This window comes from Micromonospora sp. RHAY321 (assembly GCF_023896955.1).
In the GTDB taxonomy this organism is placed as follows: Bacteria; Actinomycetota; Actinomycetes; order Mycobacteriales; family Micromonosporaceae; genus Micromonospora.
Genome location: NZ_JAMHIW010000014.1, coordinates 119812 through 134612, shown reverse-complemented (window position 1 = coordinate 134612; position 14801 = coordinate 119812). Strand labels below are relative to the sequence as shown.

At 75.0% G+C, this 14801-nt stretch carries 16 protein-coding genes; 4 read left to right on the top strand and 12 right to left on the bottom strand.

What is annotated here, in order from left to right:
• The first annotated feature begins 22 nt into the window (after positions 1–22).
• Positions 23–763 (top strand): DUF4142 domain-containing protein, encoded by a 741-nt coding sequence (locus M8C17_RS24615; RefSeq protein WP_252418923.1) that lies wholly within the window; start codon positions 23–25, stop codon positions 761–763.
• Here M8C17_RS24615 and M8C17_RS24610 read toward each other — a convergent pair.
• The 6 genes from M8C17_RS24610 to tsaB all read right to left on the bottom strand — a co-directional run bounded on the left by M8C17_RS24610 (position 739) and on the right by tsaB (position 6874).
• Entirely contained in the window at positions 739–2559 is a 1821-nt protein-coding gene (locus M8C17_RS24610; RefSeq protein ID WP_252418922.1) for an ABC transporter ATP-binding protein, read from the bottom strand. The two genes, M8C17_RS24615 and M8C17_RS24610, sit on opposite strands and share 25 nt — an antisense overlap.
• Complete coding sequence (locus tag M8C17_RS24605; RefSeq protein WP_252418921.1) at positions 2559–4259, bottom strand: ABC transporter ATP-binding protein; 1701 nt, start codon at positions 4257–4259, stop codon at positions 2559–2561. Before M8C17_RS24605 ends, M8C17_RS24610 begins: the two co-directional genes overlap by 1 nt.
• Positions 4260–4350: 91 nt before the next feature.
• The gene (locus tag M8C17_RS24600) at positions 4351–4605 is read right to left on the bottom strand and encodes a hypothetical protein (protein WP_074314499.1); all 255 of its coding nucleotides are present in this window, start codon (positions 4603–4605) and stop codon (positions 4351–4353) included.
• A gap of 14 nt (positions 4606–4619) precedes the next feature.
• Positions 4620–5666: a tRNA (adenosine(37)-N6)-threonylcarbamoyltransferase complex transferase subunit TsaD gene (gene tsaD, locus M8C17_RS24595; protein ID WP_252418920.1), complete on the bottom strand. Its 1047-nt coding sequence runs from the start codon at positions 5664–5666 to the stop codon at positions 4620–4622.
• A complete protein-coding gene (rimI, locus tag M8C17_RS24590) occupies positions 5659–6141 on the bottom strand; it encodes a ribosomal protein S18-alanine N-acetyltransferase (RefSeq protein ID WP_252418919.1) in 483 nt (160 codons plus the stop codon). The genes tsaD and rimI overlap by 8 nt, the downstream gene beginning before the upstream one ends.
• A gap of 55 nt (positions 6142–6196) precedes the next feature.
• Positions 6197–6874 carry a tRNA (adenosine(37)-N6)-threonylcarbamoyltransferase complex dimerization subunit type 1 TsaB gene (gene tsaB, locus M8C17_RS24585; protein ID WP_252418918.1) on the bottom strand — a complete coding sequence of 226 codons (678 nt, stop codon included), beginning with the start codon at positions 6872–6874 and terminating at the stop codon, positions 6197–6199.
• Positions 6875–7111: 237 nt separating this feature from the next.
• On the opposite strand from tsaB, the gene M8C17_RS24580 reads away from it, so the two are divergent.
• On the top strand, positions 7112–7267 hold the full coding sequence (locus tag M8C17_RS24580) for a hypothetical protein (protein ID WP_252418917.1): 156 nt from the start codon (positions 7112–7114) through the stop codon (positions 7265–7267).
• Positions 7268–7287: 20 nt separating this feature from the next.
• On the opposite strand, the gene ung is transcribed toward M8C17_RS24580, so the two are convergent.
• The 6 genes from ung to M8C17_RS24550 form a co-directional block, all read right to left on the bottom strand.
• Complete coding sequence (gene ung / locus M8C17_RS24575) at positions 7288–7989, bottom strand: uracil-DNA glycosylase (protein ID WP_252418916.1); 702 nt, start codon at positions 7987–7989, stop codon at positions 7288–7290.
• A gap of 69 nt (positions 7990–8058) precedes the next feature.
• Positions 8059–8541 (bottom strand): tRNA (adenosine(37)-N6)-threonylcarbamoyltransferase complex ATPase subunit type 1 TsaE, encoded by a 483-nt coding sequence (tsaE, locus tag M8C17_RS24570; protein WP_252418915.1) that lies wholly within the window; start codon positions 8539–8541, stop codon positions 8059–8061.
• Positions 8538–9641, bottom strand: coding sequence for an alpha/beta fold hydrolase (locus tag M8C17_RS24565; protein WP_252418914.1), 1104 nt, complete (start codon positions 9639–9641; stop codon positions 8538–8540). The genes tsaE and M8C17_RS24565 overlap by 4 nt, the downstream gene beginning before the upstream one ends.
• Positions 9638–10756, bottom strand: a complete 1119-nt coding sequence (gene alr, locus M8C17_RS24560) for an alanine racemase (protein WP_252418913.1) — start codon at positions 10754–10756, stop codon at positions 9638–9640. Before alr ends, M8C17_RS24565 begins: the two co-directional genes overlap by 4 nt.
• A gap of 89 nt (positions 10757–10845) precedes the next feature.
• Positions 10846–12315 carry an NAD(P)H-hydrate dehydratase gene (locus M8C17_RS24555; RefSeq protein ID WP_252418912.1) on the bottom strand — a complete coding sequence of 490 codons (1470 nt, stop codon included), beginning with the start codon at positions 12313–12315 and terminating at the stop codon, positions 10846–10848.
• 52 nt (positions 12316–12367) lie between these two features.
• Entirely contained in the window at positions 12368–12736 is a 369-nt protein-coding gene (locus tag M8C17_RS24550; protein ID WP_252418911.1) for a holo-ACP synthase, read from the bottom strand.
• A gap of 173 nt (positions 12737–12909) precedes the next feature.
• Between M8C17_RS24550 and M8C17_RS24545 the strand changes: the two genes are divergently transcribed.
• A complete protein-coding gene (locus M8C17_RS24545) occupies positions 12910–13206 on the top strand; it encodes a type VII secretion target (protein WP_252418910.1) in 297 nt (98 codons plus the stop codon).
• The gene (locus tag M8C17_RS32215) at positions 13203–14795 is read left to right on the top strand and encodes an alpha/beta hydrolase (protein WP_252418909.1); all 1593 of its coding nucleotides are present in this window, start codon (positions 13203–13205) and stop codon (positions 14793–14795) included. Before M8C17_RS24545 ends, M8C17_RS32215 begins: the two co-directional genes overlap by 4 nt.
• Positions 14796–14801 lie beyond the last annotated feature (6 nt).

Below are 14801 nucleotides of genomic sequence, written 5' to 3'. Positions count from 1 at the left end.
GCACCGAGGAGGCACCGCAGACATGGCACCGCTCAGATCCGCCCGTCGCCGGCTGGGCAACCGGACCCACCGGGCGGCGATGCTGCTCATCGCCGTCATCGCGGGAGTCGGTGTCCTGCCCGGCGTGGCCGTCGCCGCGCCCGCCGGCGGGCAGCAGCTCAACGCCGCCGACATGACCCTGCTCAACGGGGTGCGGCTGGCCGGACTGTGGGAGATGCCAGCCGGTCAGATGGCCGCCGAGAAGGGCCAGTCGGCCAAGGTCCGGGAGATCGGCGCGGGCATCGCCAACGAGCACCAGCGGCTCGACCAGCTCGTCGTGGACGCCGCCAACAAGCTGGGCGCGACCATCCCGAGCGAACCGACCGCCGAGCAGAAGGGCTGGCTGTCGGAGATGCAGAACGCCTCCGGCGCCCGGTTCGACCAGATCTTCGTCACCCGGCTCCGGGTGGCACACGGCAAGATCTTCCCGGTGATCGGCGCGGTACGGGCCAGCACCCGGGACGCCACGGTGCGCAAACTCTGCGACGACGCCAACGGGTTCGTGATGCACCACATGCAGATGCTGGAGAGCACCGGGCTGGTCCGCTGGCCCGAGCTGCCGCCGGCGGCGCTGCCCGCCCCCGGCAACGACGGCCTGCTCGCCGCCGCCGCCGCGAACACCGGCCCGCAGGTCGGGGTCAGCAGCACCGTCGTCTGGCTGGTGTTCCTCGCCGCGCTGGGCACCGGCGGGATCGCCACCTACCGGATGCTGCGCCGCAGCTGACCGTCGACCTGGCTGGTGGCGGGCCGGTCGGCGGGCTCGTCGCTGTGGTGCCAGGAGCGCCACAGTGACGCGTACGAGCCGCCGGCCGCCACCAGCTCGTCGTGGGTGCCCAGCTCCGTGATCCGGCCGTCCTCCACCACCGCCACCCGGTCCGCGTCGTGCGCCGAGAAGAGCCGGTGCGCGATGGCGATCACGGTGCGGCCGGCCAGCACGGCGGCCAGGGAGCGTTCCAGCTCCCGGGCCGCGCGCGGGTCGATCAGCGAGGTCGCCTCGTCCAGTACCAGCGTGTGCGGGTCGGCCAGCACCAGCCGGGCCAGCGCCACCTGTTGCGCCTGCGCCGGGGAGAGCGGGTGTCCACCGGCACCGACCACCGTGTCCAGCCCTTCGGGGAGCGCCTCGGCCCACTCCAGGGCGGCCACCGCGGCGAGCGCCGCCCGCACCTGCGCCAGGTCGGCGCCCGGACGGACCATGGCCACGTTCTCGCGCAACGGACCGATGAAGACGTGGTGCTCCTGCGTGACCAGGGCGACGTGCGAGCGCAGCTCGTCCAACGGCAACTCGTCCAGCCGACGCCCGCCCACGGTCACCGAGCCGCTGCGCGGGGCGTGCACCCCGGCCAGCAGCCGGCCCAGCGTGGACTTGCCGGCGCCGGACGGCCCGACCATCGCCAGCTTCTCCCCCGGCCGCGGCACCAGCGTCACCCCGTGCAGGACGTCCCGCCCCGTGCGGTACGCGTACCGCACGTCCCGGGCGACGAGCTGCTCCGGGCCGCCGTCGGAGGGCGCGGCAGGCGCCGACGCGCCGGCGGTGGGAGTCTCGCCGGTGCGGGCCACCCCGAGCAGGCGTGCCATCGAGGCGCCCCCCACCTGGAGTTCGTCCAACCAGGAGAGCAGCCGGTCGACCGGGTCCACCAACTGCTGCACGTAGAGGGTGGCCGCGGTGACCTGACCGAGAGTGGCCCAGCCCCGCAGGTAGAACCAGCCGCCGATCAGCAGCGTCGCGACCACCGGCACCACGTACCCGATCTCGGCCACCGGGAAGAAGACGGTCCGCAGGTTCAGCGTGTACCGCTCGGCCGCGTACGACCGGCGGATGTCCACGTCACTGCGGGCCCGGCGGCGCGCCTGCTGCCGCAACGCCTCCGTGGTCCGCGAACCCTCCACGGTCTCGCTGATCCCGTCGGTGATGTCCGAGTAGGCGGCGTTCTCCCGCAGGTAGCCGGCCGGCGCGCGGCGCAGGTACCAGCGGGTGCCGGCCAGGAGCAGCGGCACCGCCAGCAGGCAGGGCAGCGCGAGCAGCGGGCCGATCAGCAGCAGCGCGCCGACGATGAAACCGGCGGTGACCACCGCGATCAACGTCTCGGGCACCGCCAGGCGGACGGTCCGCGACAGCGCGGAGACGTCCCGGGACGTACGGGTGAGCAGATCCCCGGTGCCGGCCCGCTCGACGGTCGCCAGCGGCAGGTCGAGGATGCGGTCCACGAACTCCTCGCGCAGCTCGGCGAGGACACGCTCACCGAGCCGGGACGACGCCAGGTGAGCGAACCGCACCAGCACCGACTGGGCCACCACGAACCCGCCGATCAGCAGCGCGACCCGGTCCACCGTGGACTGCACGACACCCTGCGAGATGCCCTGCACCAGGTCGCCGAGCAGCCGGGGGGCGACCAGCCCGGCGGCGGCGGCCAGCGCGTGCAGGCCCAGCGCGACGGCCAACGCACGAGGGTGCCGGCGGACCAGCGTCCGCGCGTACCGGCGGACCTGCCGCGCGTCGGCGACCGGCAGTGCGGTGGCCATCAGTCCTCCTCCCGGCTGACCGTCGCCCGGTAGCGCGGCTCGCCGTCCAGCAGCTCGGCGTGCGTCCCCTCGGCCACCACCTTGCCGTCCTCCACGAAGAGCACCCGGTCGGCCCGGCCGAGCATCAGCGGGCTGGTGGTGCAGACCAGGGTGGTCCGGCCGGTGCGGGCGTCAGCCAACCGCTGCGCGATCCGGGCCTCGGTGTGCGCGTCGACCGCGCTGGTCGGCTCGACCAGCAGCAGTGTCTCCGGGTCGGCGACCAGCGCGCGGGCCAGCCGCAGCCGTTGCCGCTGCCCGCCGGAGAACTCCCGACCGCGCTCGGCCACCGGGCTGTCCAGCCCGTCGGGCAGCGCCTCGACGATGTCCGTGGCGCTCGCCGCCGCCAGGGCCGCGCCGAGCACCTCGTCGTCGGCCCGATCGTGCGGGTCCAGCTCCGTGCGGAGCACGCCGGTGAACAGATGTGCGTCGTTGTCGGCCACCAGGATCCGCTCACGCACCGTCGCCAGCGCCAGCGCCCGCAGCGGTACGCCGTGCAGCGTCGCGTCCGAATCGGTGTACCGGCCGAGCCGGTCCACGATCGCCGCCGCGTCCTCGGGGGCGGTGGCCGCCAACGCGGTGAACCGGCCCGGTCGCAGCACCACCCCGGACTCGGAATCGGCCAGCTCCCCCGGCCCGTCCGGCACCGTCGCCGGCCGCGCCGGGTCGACCAGCTCCGGAGTGAGCCGCAGCAGCCGGACGACCCGGCGGGCCGACACGTGCCCACGGGTCAGCTTGTCGACCGCCTCGGTGAGGTTGCGCAACGGGTTGACCAGGAACGCGGTGTAGCCGTAGAAGGCGACCAGTTGCCCGGCGCTGATCTGGTCACGCAGCGCGAAGCGGGCGCCCAGCCACGTCACCAGCACCAGGAAGGCACCGGGCAGCAGCACCTGCGCCGCCTCCAGCAGCGACTCCACCCGGGCCACCCGCAGGCCACGTGTCCGCAGCTCCTGCGACCGGCTGCGGTAGTGGGCGGAGAGCACCGGCTCGCCGCCGACGCCACGCAGCACCCGCAACCCGGAGACGATGTCGCCGGCCCGGGCCGTCAGCGCCCCCTCCGCGTCCCGGTACGCCTGCTGCTGGCGGTGCAGCGGCCGGATGAGCAGCGCCACCACCGCCATCAGCAGCGGGACGCCGAGCACCACGACCAGCCCGAGCGGCATCGATGCGTTCAGCAGGATCACCGCGACGGTGGCGATGGCGACCAGCGAGCCGGCACCGCGGGCGGTGATGTCGATGGCGTGCCCGATCTGCCCGATGTCGGACGTGCCGATGCTCACCACCTCGCCGGCGGCCACCCGGCGGGGCAGCGCCGCACCGAGGCGGTTCGCCGCCTCGACGGTCAACTGCACGGTCCGGTACGCCCCGGCCAGCCAGTTGTGCACGGCGCACCGGTGCCGCAGGATCCCCGCGACCGCCTGGAGCACGCCCAGCCCGAACAGCACCAGACCCCAGGTGAGAAGGGTGTCCTCGTCGCGACGGGCCAGACCGTCGACGGCCCGGCCGACGGCGGCCGGCATCAGCGCCTGCGCCACCATCCACACCACACCGAGAGCGATGCCGGCGGTGAACAGCCGTTTGTGCCGGGCGGCCAGCCAGATCAGGTAGCGGGTGGCCGACCGGGTATCGGGAACGCCGGGGTCGCCGGCCGGTGAGAAGCGCATGACGGCTCGACGCTAGGGGGCCGGCACCCGACCAGCGAACCAATTAGCGCCCGGACGTGCCGCAGCTCACGGCGAACACGGGCCCGACAGGTCAGCGGTCGACCTGGGTGAAGTCCCAGGAGTGCGGAGCGCGGGCCACCAGCAGGGCGGGCGGCTCGGGCAGTGGGCGCGGGTTGCTGCGCCACTTGGAGATGACCACCACCCGGTGGTCGGTGGAGGAGAAGACCTCACTGGACACGTGCAGCGGGTCGTGCTCCAACTCGGGCAGGGCGGTGTCGCACACCCAGGTGATCAGGTCCGCGACGCCGTACGCCTCCGCGCGTGCCTCCCACATCCGCACGATCATGTCCGTGGCCCCCGTCACACGCTGACCGTGGTCAGCGGCAGCGCCGAGTCGGCCGGCAGGTCCAGCCGGCTCGGCGCGACCCCTGCGGCGACCAGGTGCGAACCGAGCGCGGCCACCATCGCCCCGTTGTCGGTGCACAGTTTCGGTCGGGGCACACGGACCTGGATGCCGTACTTCTCGGCCCGCTGCTCGGCCATCGCCCGCAGCCGCGAGTTCGCCGCCACTCCCCCGCCGATGACCAGGGTCTCGATCCCGTTCGCCCGGCAGGCGGCCAGCGCCTTGGTGGTCAACACGTCACAGACCGCCTCCTGGAAGGACGCGGCCACGTCGGCCACCGGCACCGGCTCGCCGGCGCGCTGCCGCGCCTCCACCCAGCGGGCCACCGCCGTCTTCAAGCCGGAGAACGAGAAGTCGTACCGGTGCGCGGCCAGGTCCTTGGCGGCGGTCAGGCCACGCGGGAACGCGATCGAGGCGGCGTCCCCCGCCCGCGCCTCGCGGTCGATGGGCGGGCCGCCCGGGAACGGCAGTCCGAGCAGCCGGGCGACCTTGTCGAACGCCTCGCCGGCCGCGTCGTCGATGGTGGCGCCGAGCGGCGTGACGCCCCGGGCCAGGTCGTCGACCAGCAGGAGGGACGAGTGCCCACCGGAGACCAGCAGCGCGATGGCGGGCTCGGGCAGCGGGCCGTGCTCCAGGGTGTCCACGGCGACGTGCGCGGCCAGGTGGTTGACGCCGTACACCGGTTTCTCGGCGGCCAGCGCGTACCCCTTGGCGGCGGCCACGCCGACCAGCAGCGCGCCGGCCAGCCCGGGGCCGGAGGTGACCGCGATCGCGTCGATGTCGGCGAGGGTGACGCCTGCTTCGCGCAGCGCCCGGTCCATGGTCGGCACGATGGCCTCCAGGTGGGCCCGGCTGGCCACCTCGGGCACCACGCCCCCGAACCGGGCGTGCTCCTCGACGCTGGAGGCGAGCGCGTCGGCCAGCAGGGTGTGCCCCCGCACGATGCCGACGCCGGTCTCGTCGCAGGAGGTCTCGATGCCCAGGATCAGCGGTTCGTCAGCCATTGTCGTGTGGTCCGTCCCCGGTCGGTTCGGTGTCGCGCTGCATGACCAGCGCGTCGGTGTTGCTCGATTGGTAGTAGCCGCGCCGCACCCCGATCGGCTCGAAGCCGTACATCGCGTAGAGCCGCTGGGCGGGTGCGTTGTCCGCGGCGACCTCCAGCAGGGTGCTGCGGGCGCCGCGCCGGGTCGCCTCGGCGAGCAGCTCCTCCAGCAGCGCACGGCCGACGCCGCGCCGCTGGGCGTCCCGGCGGACGGCGATGTTCTGCACCCACACCTCGTCCGGCGGAGCCCCGGCGAGCCCGGCGTAGCCGAGCACCGTCCCGTCGTCGTCGGTGGCGACCCGGTAGTGGTGCCCGTTGGCCAGCTCGTTCCAGAACATCGCCGGCGACCACTGTTCGGCGCCGAAGACGTCCGCCTCGATGGGCAGCACCTGGTCGATGTGCCACCAGCGGAACCGCTCCAGCCGGACAGCATTCACGGTGTCATCACTGTTCGCGACTGCGGGGCTCGCAACCCCGGCTCACTCCTCGCGCTCACGGGAGGACCGGTTTGCGGGCGGTGGCCGCCACGGCGTCGGGGCGGCGCAGGTAGAGGGGGGTGAGCCGCTCGGTGGGCGCGGCGGCCCGGATCCGCTCGGCGGCGAGCAGCGCCAGCACGGTGGCGTCCGGGTAGCGCGGCTCCACCCGGACCGGCAGGCCGAGCGTGTCCGCGTACCGGTGTGCGCCGTCACCCACCGCAACCGTCGCCCCCAGCTCACGGGCACGTGCGGCGGCGACCGCCGGCGTGGATACCTCGGGGCCGACGATCCGCTGGCCGGCGCCGTCGTAGACGGCCCAGTAGAGCTCCTTGCGGCGGGCGTCGCTGGCGGCCAGCACCGGGTCGCCGGTGGCCGCCGGGTAGCCGATCCCGTCCAGGGAGCAGACGCCGTACGTGGGGATGTCGAGAACCTGGCCCATGGTGGCGGCGGTGACCAGGCCGACCCGCAGCCCGGTGAACGGCCCGGGGCCGAGCCCGGCGACGACCGCACCCAGGTCACGCGGGCGCGCGTCGGCGTCGGCGAGGACCGCGTCGACCTGGGGCGCGAGCAGTTCGCCGTGCGCGCGGGCGTCGACCGTGCACCGGTGCGCCCGAAGCGCCACGTCGTCCGCCGAGACCTCCACAAGCGCGGCGGTCACCGCGGGGGTCGAGCTGTCCACCACGAGTACGAGCACGGTAAGCCAGCCTAGCCGCCCCGCCCGCCGCCCCGGTCACGCCCCGCCCCGCCCCACAGCCACCGGCCCCGGGTCGGCGGCACATTCTCCGAAGAGCGTGATACCTCTGAGTCATATTTATGCCTCAGAGGTATCACGCTCATCAGGGCGAGGCCCGCCGTCCGGAGGCAGGCGACCATCGAGCCGGCGCAGGGCCAGCACCTCTGGTCGACCCGCTACGGCGCGATCAGGGCGACGATGTGCGACGACCTGCCCGAGACGATCGAGGTGCGCCACGCTGGGCGCGGCTACCGGGTCGTGCCCCTCGCCGAGCTGGAGCTGACCGAGCCGCGGGCCGGCGACCTGCTGCGCCGTTACCGGGACAGGCAGCTCGCCGGCGGGCGAAACCCGTAGCCAGGTGGGCCGGCGCCCGGTCAGCCGGCGGTGCGCTCCCAGTCGATGGTGGGCAGGCCGGCGTCGGCGAGCGCCTTGTTGGCCGCGCTGAACGGGCGGCTGCCGAGGAAGCCGCGCGGGTTCATCGGGCTGGGGTGGCCGGCCTCCAGCACCACGTGCTGCGGGTTGGTGACGAGGGCCGCCTTCTTGCGGGCGTACCCGCCCCACAGCAGGAAGACCACCCGGTCCGGCGACGCGTCCAGCGCCCGGATGGTGGCGTCGGTGAACTCTTCCCAGCCGGCGTTCGCGTGCGAGCCCGGGGTGGCCTGACGGACGGTCAGGACCGCGTTGAGCAGCAGCACTCCCTGCGCGGCCCAGCCGTTGAGGTTGCCGTTGGGCGGCTTGGGAACGCCCAGGTCCTCGCCCAGCTCCTTGAAGACGTTGCGCAGTGACGGCGGCACGGCCACCCCGTCGCGGACGCTGAAGCTCAGCCCGTGCGCCTGCCCGGCCCGGTGGTAAGGGTCCTGCCCGAGGATCAGCACCCGGGTGGCCTGCGGCGGGCAGAGCCGGTAGGCCGAGAACAGGTCCGTCAGCGGCGGGAAGACGGTCTGCGTCGCGTACTCCCGGGCGACGAACTCGGCGAGCGCGGCGGTGCGCGCCGCGTCGAGGTGCGGGGTGAGCACGGCACGCCACTGCTCCGGCAGCAGCGCCAGCAGATCCAGGGCGGGGGCGTCGTCGGGCATCAGGAACCTCTCACACGGCGGGTCGGACCCCCGCACTCTAGGCATCGGGTACGACAGCGGCCCGCCGGCCTAACCCAGGTCGGCCAACCGCCGGGCCCAGTCGCCACCGACCGGGTCCAACTCCACGACGCGGGTGTCGTCGTCGCGGCGGTCGATGCGGACCCGCAGATGCGCGTCGACCAGCTGCTCCACCAGCCCCTCGCCCCACTCGACAACCGTCACGGACTCGTCGACCGAGGCGTCCAGGTCCAGGTCGTCGATCTCGGCGCGCGGATCGGTGGCGTCGCCCAGCCGGTACGCGTCGGCGTGCACCAGGGCCACCCGACCGCCCCGGGTCGGGTCCGGTCGGTGCACCCGGGCGATCACGAACGTCGGCGAGGTGACGTCCCCGAGCACCCCGAGCCCGGCCCCGATGCCCTGGGTCAGCGCGGTCTTGCCGGCGCCCAACGGGCCGGTCAACAGCACCAGGTCACCGGCGCGCAGCAGCCCGGCCAGCCGGCGACCGAACTCCCGGGTGTCCTCGACGGTCGACAACTTGACGACGTGACTCACCGTTCCTCCACGCTCTGCAATGACTCGAGGAACCGCGCCAGCGCGGCGTTGACCTCGTCCGCATGCTCCAGCATCACCACGTGCCCGCTGTCCTGGATCTTCACGAACTCGGCGTGCGGCAGCCGCCGGACGATCTCCTCGGAGTGGGTCACCGGAGTGATCATGTCCTTGTCGCCGACCACCACGAGCACCGGCGTGGCCGCCAAGGCCGCGAGCGCCGGGAAACGCGAGTGGGTGGCCAGGGTCCGCAGGTAGCGCGTCACCGTGTCGGCCGACGTCCGGGAGTTCATCATCTCCACGTAGGACACCAGCGCCGGGCTGGGCTTGCGGGTGCCGAAGCCGTACTTGCGGGTGAGCAGCCAGGCGACGTTCGACGTCGACTTGCGCGCCCTGTCGATCACCGGCCCGCCGTACCGGGTGGCGTTGCTGACCATGAACAGCACCGGACCGCCGACCCGGCCGAGCAGCGCCGGTGCCACGAGCTTCGTCTCCGCGACCAACCCGCCTGACGTGGCCATCAGCACCGTGCCCACCACCCGGTCACCGAACAGCTCCGGGAACAACTCGGCGAACGCCATGATGGTCATGCCGCCCATCGAGTGGCCTACCAGCACCAGCGGCCCCTCCGGGGCGGTCTCGTCGATCACCCGACGCAGGGTCCGGCCGAGCACCGCGAGGTCGTACTCGCCGGTCTCCAGCCGCCCCGACCGGCCGTGACCGGGCTGGTCGTACGCCACGACCCGGTAGTCGCCGCGCGCGGCGAGCATCTTGCGCTGGAAGTGGAACGTGCCCATGTCCAGGCAGAAGCCGTGCACCAGCACCACCGTCGGGTGCCCCGGCACCGGCCGGGTCGGCTCGACCACCTCGACGTGGATGTCCGTGCCGTCCGGCAGCTCCAGCCGGAACGCGTCGTCGTACCGCTGCTCGCCGAACATCTCGTGCGCGTAGCGGTCGGTCGGGTCGTCCTTGAGCCGGCGGACCAGGGTGCGCTCGGTCGCGACGCCCGCGGCCAGGCCGGCCGCGGCCACGCCGACCGCGGCACCGACCAGACCGGCGACCTTGCCCGCCGCGGTCCGCGGGCGTGGAATGCGGTAACTCATGGTTTCTCGCCGTCATAGACCCTCGGCACCCGCGTGCTGCCGAACCGGGTGACGATCTCGTAGTTGATCGTGCCGACCGCCTCGGCCCAGTCGTCGGCGGTCGGCTCGCCGTCGGCGCCGCTGCCGAAGAGCGTCGCCACGTCGCCGTCGGCCACCGGGTCGTCGCCGCAGTCGAGCACGAACTGATCCATACAGACCCGCCCGGAGATGGTCCGCCGCGCGCCGGCGAGCTGCACCGGCCCACTGTTGGACGCGTGGCGGGGCACCCCGTCGGCGTACCCGAGCGGCACCACGGCCAGGTTGGCGTCGGTCTCGGTCGTGTAGGTGTGCCCGTAGGAGACACCGGTGCCGGCCGGCACCCGCTTGCTGAGCATCACCCGGGCTCGCGCGGTCATCGCCGGCCGCAGCCCGTACGTCTCGCCGGCCACCGGGGAGAGCCCGTAGATGGCCAGCCCGGGGCGGACCAGGTCGAAGTGGGTGTCCGGACGGGTCAGGGTGGCCGCGGAGTTGGCCAGGTGCCGCCAGCGCGGGCGCAGGCCGGCCTTCTCGACCATCGCCAGCCCCTCGTGGAAGACGGCCAACTGCCGGTCCGTGGTGGGGTGGCCGGGCATGTCCGCGTACACGAAGTGGCTCCACACGCCGACCACCTCGATCAGGCCGTCGGCCTGCGCCTTGGCGGCGGCGTCCAGCAGCGCCGGCCAGTCGGCGACGGTCGCCCCGCCCCGGGACAGCCCGGTGTCGATCTTCAGGTGCAGCCGGGCCGGGCGCTCGGCGCGCCGGCTGGCCTCGACCATCTCGTCCAGTTGCCCCAGGCTGGCGGCGGCCAGGTCCACCCCGGCGCTGACGCCCTCGTGCAGCGGCAGCCCGGGAGCGAGGAGCCAGGCCAGCACCGGCGCGGTCACGCCGGCCCGGCGCAGGGTGAGCGCCTCGTCGAGGGTGCAGACACCGAGCCAGTCCGCTCCGGCGTCGAGTGCCGCGCGGGCGGCCGGGAGCATGCCGTGGCCGTACCCGTCGGCCTTGACCACCGCCATCAGCTCGGCGGTGGTGCCGGCGCGGAGTCGGCTCACGTTCGCACGGATCGCGTCAAGATCGACGCGTACCTCGGCCTGCCACATGCGCCAAGCCTACTTTCCGCCGTGATCACCGTGGGCGGCGACGCACGTCCCTACCGCCGATCCGGTCGGCCGGCTCGATACCGGCACGTTCAGCCCAACCGGGCGATGACCGGGCGCAGGGCCGTCGCCACGTCCGGCGCGGTCACCGGCCCGCCGCGAGCCGCCTCCCGGCCCGCCAGCCCGTGCAGGTACGCCGCCGCGGCCGCCGCCCGCTCGGGGGCCAGGCCGGCCGCCAGCAGCGAGCCGAGCAGCCCGGCCAGAACGTCACCGGTGCCGCCGGTGGCCAGCGCCGAGGTGCCGGTCGGGTTGACGTACGCCCGACCGTCCGGGGTGGCGATCACCGTGCGGTCCCCCTTGAGCAGCACCACCGCGTTCATCCAGGCGGCCAGCCGCAGTGCCGCGCCGACCCGGTCGGCGCCGGGTTCCTCCCCGCAGAGCCGGCTGAACTCCCGGTCGTGCGGCGTGACCACGATCGGCGCGTCCCGGCCGCGCAGCCGGTCGGCGAGCGAACCGTCCACGAGCAGCGTCAGCGCGTCGGCGTCGAGCACCACCGGCACCGGTGCGGCGAGCACGGCGCGCAGCTCGGCCGCCGCATCCTCGCCGGTGCCCAACCCGGAGCCGCAGACCCAGGCCTGCACCCGGCCCGCCTCGGCGACCCGCCCGGTGGCGATCACCGAGGGGTGCTGGTGCAGCACCTCCGCCCGGGCGCCGCCGGCGTAGCGGACCATGCCGGTCGGCCCGGCCAGCGCCCCACCGACGGAGAGCACCGCCGCTCCCGGGTAGACCGCCGAGCCGGTGGCCACGCCGACCACGCCCCGGGTGTACTTCTCCGACGCCGGACCCAGCCTCGGCCACCAGTCGACCAGGTCGGACCACTCGGTGACCCGCAACGCCGGGGTGCCCCGCAGCCACGGCCGCAACCCGATGTCGACCAGCTCCACGTGCCCGGCCAGGACGGCGGCCGGCCCCACGACCAGGGCGGGCTTCAGTGCGCCGAAGGTCACCGTCACGTCGGCGCGGACCGCGGTGGGCCGGCCGGACGCGGCCAGCGGCACGTGCCCGGTGTCCACCGCCACCCCGCTCGGCACGTCGACCGCCAGCACGGTGGCCCGACGGCCGTCCCGCCCGTGCAGCTCACCGAGCCGCTGCACCACCTCGTCGGCGTTCGTCCGCAGGCCACCACTGCCGCCGATGCCGACGATGCCGTCGAGGACCACGTCCACCGGCCCGACCGGTCGGTCCACCAGCCGGCCTCCGGCGGCCCGCAGCGCGGCCAGCCCGGCGGCGTGCGCCCGACCGGGAGTGAGCAGCAGGGCGGTCACGGCGACGCCCCGGCGGGCCAGCCGCTCCCCGGCGTACAGCGCGTCGCCGCCGTTGTCACCGGAGCCGACCAGCAGCAGGGCCCGCCCGCCGTACAGCCCGCCGCGCTCGGCGAGCAGCAGCGCGGCCCGGCGGGCCAACCCGGCGGCGGCCCGCTGCATCAGCGTGCCCTCCGGCAGCGTGCCCATCAGCCCCGCCTCGGCCGCCCGTACGTCGGCCACCCGCCACACCGGTCTCATGCGTGTCCCAATCCGTTTCTCGGGCGGGCCGCGACGGCCCACCCGGCCGACGTCATTGTTCCGCGACCACCATCGCCGACGCGATCCCGCCGTCGTGCGACAACGAGAGATGCCAGTGGTTGACCCCACGCTCGACCGCCACCGCCGCGACCGTGCCGGTGACCGTCAGCCAGGGGCGGCCGTCCGGGTCGGGCACGATCTCGCAGTCGTGCCAGCTCAGCCCGGCCGGCGCGCCGAGCGCCTTGGCGACGGCCTCCTTGGCGGCGAAGCGGGCGGCGAGCGATTCCGGTGAGCGCGGGCTGCCGGAGCTGGTGTGCCGCTCGGCCTCGGTGAAGAGCCGGTCGGCGAGCAGCGGCGTCCGCGCCAGTGCCCGGGCGAACCGGTCCACCAGGACGACGTCGATGCCGACAGCGACGATCACCAGACCACCCTACCGGCGGTGGAGGCGGCAGATTAGCCGTCGGGACCGCGGTGGACAACGCCTGTGGACAGGCCGGGGTACGCCCGCCGCCGGCTGTCCACAGGGAACTCCCGGCCGCCCCTGCCACGCCTAGCGTCGGCGCGTCGATGTCGATCGTCCACGGGGGTGTGGTCATGACCGAGGAGCCGTTCACCGTTCAACCGGAGGAGCTGCGCGCCGTGGCCGTCGCGCTCGACGGTGAGGCGCACCGTCTGGCGCTGGGCCTGGCCGGGGTGCCCGGGCTGCTGGTGCCGGCGCCGGGCTGGCGGGCCTCCGCCGCCCTGGCCGGGCTGGAGGCGGCCGGCCACGCCTGGCTCTGCCGGCTGGGCGCCCGGGTGGCGACGACCGCCGGTGGGGTCCGGGCGGCGGCGGAGGCGTACGAGACGGTCGACGACCGGGCCGCCGCTCGGTTCGCCGGTATTCCCCGGTGACCACCGTCGGCTACCGGCAGCTCTGGGCCGCCGATCCGGCCGGGTGGCGGGCCGCGGGGGCTGCCTGGGCGGGGTTGACCGGGCCGGTCGAGCGGCGTGCCGGTGAGGTGGGTGGGGCCGCCGGGCGGCTGCGGGGCGGCTGGTCCGGTGCGGCCGCCACGGCGGCGGACGCCCGGCTCGTCGGCCTGCGCGACGAGCTGACCTCGGTGGCGCCAGCCCTGATCGAGGCCGACCAGGTGCTCGCCGAGCTGGCCGGCCGGCTGGTGGTGGCGAAGGCGCGGCTCGGTGAGGCGGTCGCCCTGGCCGACGCGGCCGGCCTGGTGGTGGACCGGACGGGCGGCGTGCACGTTGATCCGACCCGGGTCCGGCCGACCGAGCGGGCCGGCACGGCGGCGGCGCGGGTGGCGGCGGCGCTGCGGGACGCGCTCGACCGGGCCGGCGCGGCCGACCGCACCGCTGCCGACCGGTTGGACGAGCTGGCCCGGGCCGCCGGGTCCGGTTGGGCGTCCCCGCCACCGCCCGGCCGGCCGGCTCCCGGTGCCGCTCCCGCGCTGGTCCGCGCCTGGTGGTCCGGGTTGACACCGGCGCAGCGACGGTGGCTGGTCGGGCACGAGCCGGCCCTGGTCGGCCGGCTGGACGGAGTGCCGGTGGCCGCCCGCGACCAGGCCAACCGGCTGCGTCTCGGTGCCTGGCGCGAGGAGTTGCTGGCCGAGCGCCGGCGGCTGCTGGCCCGGGTGCCGCCGGGGCCGGCCGCGTCGGTGCGGCTGCGCGCGGTGGCGGCGCGGCTGGCCGGTCTGGACACGCTGACCGGGCGGCTGGCGGCGGCCGGGGAGCCCCGGGCGTACCTGCTCGGGCTGGACCCGGCCGGCGAGGGGCGGGCGGTGGTGGCGCTCGGCGATCCGGACCACGCCGACCGGGTGCTGACCTACGTGCCGGGGATGACGGCCGGGTTGGACGACGCTCCCGGCGAGTTGAGCAGGGCGGCGCGGGTCCTGGACCGGTGCGCCGCGCTCGCCCCGGGTGAACGCAGCTCGGCGGTGCTCTGGCTCGACTACGACGCACCGGACTTCCTGCCCGAGGCGGCCTCGGCCGACCAGGCCCGGGATGCCGGGCCGGCGCTGCACCGTTTCCAGGAGGGGCTGCGGGTCAGCCACGAGGGGCCGCCGGCACGGCAGACCGTCCTCGGGCACAGCTACGGCTCGCTGGTGGTGGGCACGGCGGCCCGGGAGCACGGGTTGGCCGCCGATGCGCTGGTCTTCGTCGGTTCGCCCGGGGTCGGCGCGACGCACGCCGCCGAGCTGGGTGTGCCGCCCGGGCAGGTCTGGGCCAGCAGCGCCCCCGACGACGTGATCCGGCTGGCCCGGCCCGCCGACGAGCTGGCCCGGCGGGCGCTGCTCGGCGCGGCTCCGCTCGCCACCGTGCTGGGCTGGCCCGACCGTACGGGGCACGAGCTGTGGTTCGGCCATGATCCGGCCGATCCCGGGTTCGGCGGGCGGGTCTTCCCCAGCGACCGGCGCGGGCACGCCGGCTACTGGGACCCGGGCAACCCGGCACTCGACGGTATGGCCCGTGTCGTGCTCGGCCGCTGAGGGCGA

Bases quoted from the DNA above. Each gene is read 5' to 3' on its own strand.
- M8C17_RS24555 (WP_252418912.1), bottom strand. From the start codon at position 12,315: ATGAGACCGGTGTGGCGGGTGGCCGACGTACGGGCGGCCGAGGCGGGG.
- ung (WP_252418916.1), bottom strand. From the start codon at position 7,989: ATGCCCGACGACGCCCCCGCCCTGGATCTGCTGGCGCTGCTGCCGGAG.
- M8C17_RS24605 (WP_252418921.1), bottom strand. From the start codon at position 4,259: ATGCGCTTCTCACCGGCCGGCGACCCCGGCGTTCCCGATACCCGGTCG.
- M8C17_RS24610 (WP_252418922.1), bottom strand. From the start codon at position 2,559: ATGGCCACCGCACTGCCGGTCGCCGACGCGCGGCAGGTCCGCCGGTAC.
- tsaD (WP_252418920.1), bottom strand. From the start codon at position 5,666: ATGGCTGACGAACCGCTGATCCTGGGCATCGAGACCTCCTGCGACGAG.
- M8C17_RS24565 (WP_252418914.1), bottom strand. From the start codon at position 9,641: ATGAGTTACCGCATTCCACGCCCGCGGACCGCGGCGGGCAAGGTCGCC.
- alr (WP_252418913.1), bottom strand. From the start codon at position 10,756: ATGTGGCAGGCCGAGGTACGCGTCGATCTTGACGCGATCCGTGCGAAC.
- M8C17_RS24545 (WP_252418910.1), top strand. From the start codon at position 12,910: ATGACCGAGGAGCCGTTCACCGTTCAACCGGAGGAGCTGCGCGCCGTG.
- M8C17_RS24580 (WP_252418917.1), top strand. From the start codon at position 7,112: ATGTGCGACGACCTGCCCGAGACGATCGAGGTGCGCCACGCTGGGCGC.
- M8C17_RS24615 (WP_252418923.1), top strand. From the start codon at position 23: ATGGCACCGCTCAGATCCGCCCGTCGCCGGCTGGGCAACCGGACCCAC.
- M8C17_RS24600 (WP_074314499.1), bottom strand. From the start codon at position 4,605: ATGATCGTGCGGATGTGGGAGGCACGCGCGGAGGCGTACGGCGTCGCG.